The 11,231-nt window shown below is 47.6% G+C and carries 1 protein-coding gene; it reads left to right on the top strand.

Features of this window, described 5'->3' with window-relative positions; genetic code table 11:
* The first annotated feature begins 2 nt into the window (after positions 1-2).
* Positions 3-11,228 (top strand): SDR family NAD(P)-dependent oxidoreductase, encoded by an 11,226-nt coding sequence (locus HPY27_RS04380; protein ID WP_174224416.1) that lies wholly within the window; start codon positions 3-5, stop codon positions 11,226-11,228.
* Positions 11,229-11,231 lie beyond the last annotated feature (3 nt).

The raw sequence follows: 11,231 nt of genomic DNA, 5'->3' as shown, positions 1-11,231 counted from the left end.
AAGTGCATGATCAGTTTCTCATAACGATCAACCATCCAATCCTCAAAAATCATAAAGCGCACGGTCAGGAACTGTTGCCTGGATTAGCTCATATTGATTTGTTGTATCAAATGTTTCGAGAAAATGGTCATGATTACAGCGAGCTTGAGCTTCGTAATCTAACGATCTATCATCCGATCATGGTGGGACAAGATTATGATGTCATGCTGAGCATTTGGTGCACGCAAGGCAAAGCAGGACAGTGGCAGATTCGGATGGAGGGTCAGACACAGCGCAACGGCATGTTAGACTCGGAGAAAAAGCTATATGTCACTGCTGATATGCATCAAAGTGCTCCTGCGCAGTTCGATGAAACGCTGGATCTTCCCATCCTAGAGCAAGCTGCAAACAAAAAAGTCAATCTGCATGACGTATATGAACAATGCCGTCGTCAGGAATTGGTGCATACAGGTTTTATGAAGGCAGAAGGAACGATATATGAAACAGATTCAGCGGCGGTAATGGATATATCTCTCGGTAAACATGCCCTTCCCAGTGCGGAAGGGTTCATGTTTCACCCGACGTTGATCGATGGGTCCGCTATCGGCTCGATGGTATTGTTCACCTCGGTAATCCAAGAAGAACAACGGCTATTTTTGCCGCTTTTTTATGAATCTTTTCGGGCCACAGCTCTTTTACAGCAACATTGCTTTGCCAGAGTACAAACGTCATCCATCCAGCGAAAAAATGAACTGATGTATTTGACGATGGAGTTCTTTGATCGATCAGGCAAAAAAATTGCGCATTTGCAAAATTTTGCGGGCAAGTTAGTTCGTGATCCTGGTCTAATCAATCCCAATAAAAAAGAAGTACCTCAGCTTCGAGGGGATATCAAAGAACCCCTTCATGAATCGAATGAGCCACAGTCTGCCTTCGTGAGTAAAGCACAAACTTTTTTGCAACAACTGCTGGCAGATCGATTACAAGTTCCAGCCGCGTCGATTGATACGCAGATTGGTTACTATGAAATGGGGCTTAATTCGCCGGGCTTGTTGGAAGTCGTGAAAGCTGTCGAAGCGAAAGTAGGAGCGCCGCTGGCTCCTACTTTATTGTTTGAATATACGAATATCGCTGAGTTGGCCGCCTATCTTGCCGAGAATCATGCTTCCGTATTCAGCGGGCTTGATTTGATGAAACAGGAAGGTAGCCATGAGTTGCCGCAACCTGCAACGGTCGTACATTCAACAGCACCCTCGGAGAATCATACAGCGAATGCCAATGAAGAAATTGCGATCATCGGGATGGCAGGTCGTTATCCAGAGGCCAGAAATCTCCATGAATTCTGGATGAATTTAAAAGAGGGCAAAGACTGCATCAAAGAAGTCCCGAAATCTCGCTGGGATTGGCAGCAGTTTGGAGAACTCAAATCCCCTTCTGGAAAGCAGATGTCCAAATGGGGAGGGTTTATTGAAGACCATGATTGCTTTGATTCTCCATTTTTCAGAATATCCCCGCGGGAAGCAGAAACGATGGACCCCCAAGAGCGTTTGTTTTTGGAAACATGCTGGGAAGCGATGGAAGACGCGGGTTATACGCCGAAGACGATTGTTCCGCCTCGGGGGAGCAGTAACAGGCGGCAGGTTGGTGTCTTTGTTGGCGTGATGCACAAGGATTATTCCCTAATCGGAGCGGAAGCGATGTCTCGGGGAGAAATGTTCCCGTTATCCCTGAACTATGCACCGATTGCCAATCGCGTTTCTTATTTCTGCAATTTTCATGGTCCGAGCATGGCGATTGACACCGTATGCTCCTCCTCGCTGACGGCTGTTCATTTGGCGCTGGAGAGCATCAAGCGCGGAGAATGTGAGGTAGCATTGGCGGGTGGCGTCAATTTATCCTTGCATCCTGGAAAATACTTGTCCTATGGCATGATGGATATGCACGCTAGTGATGGCTATTGTCATACCTTTGGCAAGGATGGCGATGGGTATGTTTCTGGAGAAGGCGTCGGTACCGTCGTGTTAAAGCCATTGCGCCAAGCGATTGAGGATGGAGATCATATTTATGCCGTGGTAAAAGGAAGTAGTGTGAATCACGTCGGATCGGTGAGCGGGCCTTCCGTACCAAGCCCTGTTGCTCAAGCAGAAGTGATTACAGCATGCCTGGAAAAGAGCGGTGTGGACGCGCGAACGATTCGGTATGTGGAAGCGCACGGGACCGGAACTTCTTTAGGCGATCCGATTGAAATTCAAGGATTGGTGAAAGCGTTTCGTCAATATACAGAGGATCAGCAGTTTTGCGCTATTGGCTCGGTGAAATCGAATATCGGACATGCAGAATCTGCTGCGGGTATCAGCGGTCTGCAAAAAGCTGTTCTTCAGCTCCACCATAAAACGCTCGTAGCTTCCTTACATGCCAAGGAAGTGAATCCGTTTATTGATTTTGCGCAATCTCCTTTTTATGTACAGCAACGGACAGAAGAATGGAAATCGGAGAGCATGAAAAACGGTCAAAAAGTCACCGTTCCGAGACGAGCAGGGGTAAGTTCGTTTGGAGCTTCGGGGTCTAATGCCCATATTATTTTGGAAGAATACATTCCAGCTGAAACAAAGCCGAAAGCGCAAGCCATTGGTCATAAAAATCACCCAGTGATGATTCCGCTATCTGCCAAGAATAAGCAACGCTTGCAAGCCTATGCGCAAAAAGTAGCGGAGTTTCTAAAAGGGGCATCATCAGACAATCACCCTCAACTACGCACGGAAGAGAAGCGAAATCAGCTTCAAGAAATGCTGGAGAAGAAGCTTCGCGGGATTTTATCCAGTATTATTCACGTGGGAGAAAACAGCATTGAGATGGAACAAGAGTGGCATGAATACGGAGTAGACCTCGTTCAAATCACACAGCTAACGCAAAAACTGCAAGAGGAGCTGCATATTCAGCTAGATATCAAGGAGTTCGATCAAAGCAGCTCCATTGCTTCCGTCATCGCTTCTCTCCTAGATAACCATCGAGACGATATAGAGGGAGAAGGTCAGTATTTTACTGATCCAGCAGCGCAAATCGATCTGGAAAATGTGGCGTATACTTTGCAAGTTGGACGAGAAGGGATGAGGGAACGAGTAGCCTTTGTCGTCGAGGATATACCTGAGCTGATCGGAAAATTGGAAGCTTATTCGAGAGGCGAGAATACGATCGATACTTGTTGGGAAGGGAGCTTGAAGCCTAACAACGAGTCAACCGGATTCCAAAGCTGGATTGCAGAAGGCAGCATCAGAAAAATGGCTGAATGTTGGGTGACAGGCTATGAAGTGGATTGGGAACAGCTTTATTTGAATAACAAACCGAGACGTGTTCCCTTGCCGACGTACCCATTTGCGAAGAATCGTTATTGGATTCCAGAGAGCAAAATGAAATCTGTAAGCGGCAAGACAGCAGCTCCATTCACGAGCGAACCTGCGATTCATCCACTGTTGCAACGGAATACTTCTGATTTTTCTGAACAGAGGTTTAGCTCCACTTTTACAGGTCAGGAGTTTTTCCTATCGGATCATGTCGTGAAGAATCAGAGAATCTTGCCGGGAGTTGCCTATCTGGAGATGGCGAGAGCAGCAGCAGAGCAAGCAACGGCTGCCTTGACCGAAGAACCAGCCCAGATTCAACTCAAAAACGTGGTTTGGACACGGCCAATTGTTGTGGGGGACCAACCTGCACAGATCCATATCGGTCTTGTTCCCGAAGAGAATGGTGAAATTCGTTTTGAAATCTATAGCGAGTCGGAGGCTATGGATGCAGAACCAGTCGTGCACAGTCTGGGGAGCGTCATGCTTCATTCTGTTGCTGAGAAGCATGCCTTGAATCTGCCATCCATACAAGCAGAATGCGGCCAACGTGAGTTTTCATCCGAACTATGCTACAGCATTTTTCAATCAATAGGAATGGATTATGGTTCGGCACATCAAGGAATTGATACCTTGTATGTAGGGGAGGGCAAAGTATTAGCCAAGCTAACCTTGCCTGCCTCCGTCTCCGAAATGGAGAACCCTTTTGTCCTGCATCCAAGCTTAATGGATTCTGCCTTGCAGGCATCTATCGGGCTAATGATGGGTGGGGAAGATACCCCATCAGCGGATGGCGACTCCAGTCGCAAGCCCTCCTTGCCTTTTGCCATGGAGGAAGTTGACATTCACAACAAGTGCACATCCTCAATGTGGGCGTACGTTCGTTACAGTGCTAACAGCAGCGCAGATGACAAGGTACAGAAGCTAGATATTGATTTGTGCGATGACCAAGGAACCGTTTGTGTACGAATAAAGGGATATTCCATGCGAGTGCTGGAGGTCGGGAAGCCAGCGAATCACGTTGCTTCGAGCAGCGCTTCTTCCGTACCCTCACTGGAGCCTCCGGTGGGGAATCTCATGCTGTCCGCTGTGTGGGATGTGACTCCCGTTGAGAAGGGGCAGCTTTTCCCTACTGCTGATGAACAGGTTGTCATTGTAGGGGGAAATGAAGAGAATGGGAGCGCGATTCAACCATACTATCCACGAGCAAAAGTGTTGTCCATTAAGGCTGAGAATACGATTGAGGAAATCGTACACCGACTAGAAGAGCTTGGTTCCATTGATCATATGGTGTGGATCGCTCCTTTTGATGCGATAGATTCCTTGGCGGATCATCGATTAATCGCGGGGCAAGATCAGGGAGTGATTCTATGCTTCCGAACGATTAAAGCCTTGCTTCGCTTGGGATACGGAAGTAAGGAGTTGGGGTGGAGCGTCATCACGGTTCAATCCCAGCCCATTCGAAATACAGATGTTGTGAATCCTTGCCACGCCAGTATTCACGGGTTAATTGGTTCGATGGCGAAGGAATATCCAAACTGGAAGATTCGACTCATGGATGTAGAGGCCGAATCTGAATGGCCGTTGGATGATATGTTGCGGCTGCCAAGAGATCGTCAGGGTCGTCCGTGGGTGTATCGTCAAGGAGAATGGTATCGCCAACAGTTGCTTACCATCGACCATCCTCCGATCGATCAGACACGGTTGAGGCAGGGTGGCATTTATTTGGTGATTGGCGGTGCTGGTGGCATCGGCGAAGCATGGACCGAGTATATGATTCGTACCTATCAAGCCCAGATCATATGGATGGGTCGTCGTCAAAAAAATGAAGAGATTCAAGCGAAGATGGATAGACTTGCCGCTTTTGGACCAGCACCAGACTATATAACAGCGGATGCAACGCAGCAGAACGCTTTGCAACAAGCTTATGAACAAATAAAGCAAACGTATAGACGGATTGACGGAGTTGTTCATTCTGCCATGGTCTTGGTTGAGGAAAGCTTGGAGACTATGCAAGAGGAAGGTTTCCGAGCAGTGCTTTCATCTAAGGTTGATGTGAGTGTGAACATCGCGTTGGTGTTTGAGAAGGAGCCTTTGGATTTCGTATTATTCTTCTCTTCACTCATGGCAGTTACGAAAGCTCCGAAGCAAAGCAACTACGCTGCCGGATGTACCTTTAAGGATGCATATGCTCATCAATTGACCCAAGCATGGCCATGTGCGGTGAAACTGATCAATTGGGGATATTGGAGCAGTGGGCAAGTGGAAGAGTCTCATCAAGAGATGGTAGAAATCTATCGGCGTTTGGAGCAAATCGGCATTGGCCTTATTCAGCCTCCAGAAGCTATGCAAGCTGTAGAGACACTTCTCGCAGGAGCCATGAATCAAATTGCTTTTATGAAGATAACGAAGCCTATTGTCATTGAAGGGATGAAGGTAGAAGAATGGGTGGATGTTCACCCTGAACGTTATCCATCCATGCTACAGCTGTCTGCCCATGAAAATGAAGGGCTTGCTGATGTAGCGGCTGCCTTTATCGAGGAGCGGTTGAAGCAGGAGCAATTTGCAAGAATTCGGATTCTCGAGATCGGAGCAGGTACAAAATCTACCAGTTCTTTGATTTTACAAAAATTACATGCCTATCAAGAGCATATGAGCTTCCAAGTTTTTGATCCAGAAGCGGCGTTAGGTGAACAAGGAATGAACGCTGGTGCATACGACTTGATTATCACAGCTGATAATCTGCACAAAGCTCAGCATATTCGCCAAGCCATGCGTACCTGCAAGTATCTCTTAAAAAGGAATGGTCTGCTTCTACTAGAACTTTCATTGCCTCTGGAAGGTTGGCAGAAAGTGTTGAAAGATGAGGGCTATCGAGTTGATTCCTATCCACAGTTGATAATTGCTGAAAGTGACGGCGTTGTCCGCAAGTCCAAACAACAGCAGAAATCAATGGGGACCTCAGCTTCTACTCAGCCAAGTCCTCCAGCTACAGACAGAGGAACAAGCACGGAGGATATGCTTCATGAGAAAAGCATCGCCTATTTCAAGCAATTGGTCGGAGAAACACTGAAAATTCCATTTGACCAGATCGACTCTTCTGCCGCCCTGGAGGAGTATGGCATTGATTCGATTATGATTGTGCAAATGACGAATGTCTTACGGAAAAAATTGCATCAGATCAGCACGACCCTCTTTTTTGAATATCAAACGATTGATGCGCTGGTCGAGCATTTCATGACAACACAAAAGGATGAACTACTTGCTCTAGTAGGAATAGATGAACAGCAGCCTGTTCAAAAGCAAGTAACCAACTCAGCAGCTACTGCAAAGCCAACCAGAGAGCAAGCTGGCTCGGCATTTCGAAAGGCAAAGTCTCGCCGTTTCCTGCAAGCTCTTGATACGCAACCGGAAAAACCAGCAGCGCCGTCCAGACAGGATGTGGCGATCATTGGTCTTTCAGGTCGTTATCCGCAAGCGGAAGATGTCTGGGAGTTTTGGTCTCGCCTGAAAGAAGGGAAGAATTGTATCACGGAAGTACCGGAGGATCGTTGGAACTGGCAAGAATATTTCAGCGAAGAAAAAGGAAAAAGAGGATACATGTACACCAAATGGGGCGGTTTCATCGAGGATATGGATAAATTCGACCCGCTATTTTTCCAAATTTCGCCTAACGAAGCGGAGCAAATGGACCCTCAGGAGCGCTTATTTTTAGAAACGGCATACGCATGTATGGAGGATGCGGGTTATACTCCTGCGACATTAGGAGAAAGCAGAAAAATTGGTGTGTTTGTTGGTGTCATGAATGGAAATTACCCAGCAGGAACGAGCTACTGGTCGATTGCCAATCGCCTTTCCTACTTGTTCAATTTCCAAGGACCAAGTCTAGCAGTGGATACGGCATGCTCCTCTTCTTTGACGGCGATCCATTTAGCCTTGGAAAGCCTGTATAGCGGAACAAGTGAATGTGCCATCGCAGGCGGGGTCAATTTAATTGTCGATCCGTTCCACTATATTCGACTGTCTGGAGCGACTATGCTATCTGCTGGTGACTGCTGCAAGTCGTTTGGCGACCAAGCGGATGGCTTCGTAGATGGAGAAGGTGTGGGAGCTATCATATTGAAGCCTCTGCAAAAGGCGATTGCCGACGGTGACCACATATACGGCGTAATCAAGGGAAGCATGCTCAATGCAGGCGGCAAAACAAATGGATATACGGTTCCAAACCCAATCGCGCAGTCGCAGGTAATCCACGACGCATTGCAGCGGGCAGGAGTAGATGCTCGTGCCGTCAGCTATATCGAAGCGCACGGTACAGGGACCGCTCTGGGAGATCCAATCGAGATTGCGGGACTGACTCGCGCATTTGGACAATACACGAAAGACAAGCAATTCTGCGCCATCGGCTCGGCCAAGTCGAACATTGGGCATACGGAGAGCGCGGCAGGAATTGCAGGATTGACCAAAATATTGCTTCAGATGAAGTACGGTCAAATAGCACCATCCCTGCACGCTGAGGTAATGAATCCAAACATTGATTTCAGTCAAACGCCATTTATGGTTCAGCAACAGCTGGCTGAATGGAAGCGACCCATCATGGAGATCAACGGAGTAACCAAGGAGTATCCGAGAATCGCTGGGCTATCGTCTTTTGGGGCGGGAGGAGCTAATGTCCATATTGTCATCGAAGAGTACCTCGAAAAAGATAGACAGCCCGAGAGTAGCATTCAGCCACAGCAACCAAACATGATCGTTCTCTCAGCGAAGAACGAAGAGAGACTGTTCGCTCAAGTGAATCGATTATTGAAGGCGATCAAAGAAGAAGCATTCACCGATGCCCAATTGACTGACGTCGCTTTTACGCTTCAAGTAGGGCGGGAAGCGCTGGAAGAACGCTTGGCTGTTATCGTCCGATCAGTGGGTGAGCTTGCGGAAAAACTAACGCAGTTTGCAGAAGGCGCAGAGAACATTGCCGAGCTGTATCGTGGGCGAGTGAAGCGCAATCATGACACGGTAGCTCTTTTTGCTGATGAGGATATGAAGCAAACAGTGGAGACATGGATTGCCAAGGGGAAATACGCTAAACTGCTGAATCTTTGGGTTAAGGGCGTCTCTTTTGACTGGAATAAGCTATATAGCGAAGATATTCCGCGCCGCGTCAGTTTGCCTACCTATCCTTTTGCCAGGGAGCGTTATTGGATAGACGTTCAAAAACCAATGGCAACAAGTAGGAATAAAGCTTCTTCCGTTAGCGGGGATATCCTCCATCCATTGCTTCATAAGAACACTTCTGACCTCTATGAGCTGAGATACAGTTCCAGCTTTACAGGGCAGGAGTCATTCCTGGCAGATCATCTTGGAAACGGGCAGCGCCTCTTTCCACTCACTGCTTATCTGGAAATGGCACGGGCGGCAGTGAAACAGGCAGCAGGAGATCGAGAGGGGACTTTATCTGGAATCCGAATGACTCATGTTGCTACAGATGTTCCGCTATTGGTGGGCGATGATCTGGTTCAGGTACACCTGGGTATCTATCCAGAGGACACTGGAGTGCTTGCTTATGCAATCTACAGCGAATCGAAAGAAGAGGAGACCAGGTCTGTGGTACACAGCCAAGGTATGGTCGAATTCACTTCGCTCGTTGAAGCACCCATGTTGGATATACCTGCCTTGCAAGCCGAGAGCAGTGAGGTGCTTACTGCCCAAAAATGCTACGAGCTGTTTCAAGGGATTGACCAAGTATACAGGACACGAGGACAAGTATTGGTAAAACTCTCCTTGCCTTCGATTGCCATGGAGCCAGCAGGACAATTCGTTCTCCATCCTAGCCAGTTGGAGTCTCTGTTGCAGTCATCTCGTTATCTCATCACGGAGTCTACATCATCTGACAACACCAGCTCCATCCAACCAAATGGTACGTTTACCCTTGAAGAGCTGGAGATCTTCGAAAATCATCCTGCTGTCATGTATGCTCTTATTCGATCCAGTGATGAATCGGAGAACAAGAAAATAGATATCGATATATGTGATGAGTCAGGCAGAATTGGCGTGAGGATAAAAGGTTTTGCAGTTGGAAGTGAAAAACGGGGTGCGACGGTGAGAGAGACTCAGGAAATAGTGACTTCCACTCCACCGCTGATGGGAACCACGATGCTCACGCCAGTATGGAACGCCGTGTCTGTAGAAAAAGGGGAAGTCATTCCAGCAACAAGTGATCAAGTAGTCATCGTTTGCGCCGAAGAAAAGGACAGAAGTCTCCTTCAACGTCATTACCCTCAAGCTACTGTTTTACCGCTTCAGTCAGATGACTCTATTGAGGCTATCGCAAGTAAACTGCAAGAGCGGGGTGTGATCGATCATCTCATGTGGGTGGCTCCCAACAGCCCAGTGGAATCGGTAAAAGAGGAGTCTTTGATGATTGGGCAGGAGCGGGGCGTTATTCAAGTTTTCCGCTTGATCAAGGCTTTACTTGCGTTGGAGTATCAGACGAGAGACTTGGGCTGGACGATCATTACTGTTCAGGCGCAGGCTATCTACAAAAAAGATACGGTTCATCCAACGCATGCCAGCATCCACGGGTTGATCGGATCGATGGCGAAGGAATATCCGAACTGGAAGGTAAGACTCGTCGATTTGGACGCGCATGCCGATTGGCCGCTACGCGATATTTTTGCTTTACCTTCCGACGCTCATGGAAACGCTTGGGCATATCGTGGACATGCGTGGTTTCGCCAGCAGCTAATGCCCGTGCAGAGTCCTTCCATTAACCAAACCGTCTACAAACAGCATGGAGTCTATGTTGTGATTGGAGGCGCGGGTGGTATTGGACAAGCGTGGAGCGAATACATGATCCGCACCTATCAAGCACAAATCATTTGGATCGGTCGCCGCAAGAAAGATGAGTCGATTCAGAACAAAATAAATCAACTTGCTGCCCTAGGACCTGCACCGCTCTATTTCGAAGCCGATGCTACGGATCGCGAGTCGCTGCAAGCTGCTTACGAAGAGAGCAAGAAACGATTTGGCAAGATTAACGGAGTGATTCATTCCGCTATTGTTCTCCTTGATAGAAGTCTGGCGAATATGGACGAGACAGCCTTCCGAGCCGGACTGGTACCAAAAGTAGAGGTAAGTGTGCGGATGAGTCAAGTATTTGGCGAGGAGCCATTGGATTTTGTCCTGTTTTTCTCCTCGATTAACTCGTTTACCAAATCGCCTGGACAAAGCAATTATGCTTCAGGCTGCGCCTTTAAAGATGCTTTCGCCCATCAGCTTGCCGAGGAATGGACGTGTGCGGTAAAAGTAATGAACTGGGGATACTGGGGCAGTGTTGGAATCGTTGCGTCCAAGGGCTATCAGGAACGAATGGAACAGATCGGCATTGGCTCGATTGAACCTTCAGAAGGGATGGAGGCATTGGAAGCTTTGCTATCAGGTCCGATGAATCAATTGGCGTTGATGAAAACAACCAAGCCACTCGATATGGAAGGAATCCATACAAGCGAATCTGTTACAGTCGTTTCAACCAAAATTTCCTCCAGCATGGCAAGCATTAAAAACAAGTTAAAAGTAAAAGAAATGCCCACAGCAGCCTATTTTGCATCAGAAACAAATACGGACAGGAACAGCTTGTTTGATAACGTACTAGCTACGATCATTCAACTCGCCTCTCTAATCCTGAAGGTAGAGAGTGAAGAAATTGATACGGATATTGAATGGAAGGAGTACGGTTTCGATCCAGTCAAGCTCACCGAATTTTCTACCAAAATCAATCAGAAGTACAAGCTTGAACTGACACCTGCTGTGATGATGGACTACCCAACGCTTAAGCACATCACTGAATTTCTAGTCAATACCACCCTGAAATCTCAATCAGAAAGAGAACAGGACAAACCGGTTCTATACGTGTAAGCC

Source organism: Brevibacillus sp. HB1.1, from assembly GCF_013332445.1.
Taxonomy (GTDB): domain Bacteria; phylum Bacillota; class Bacilli; order Brevibacillales; family Brevibacillaceae; genus Brevibacillus; species Brevibacillus porteri.
This window is presented reverse-complemented; position numbering and strand designations above follow the sequence as displayed.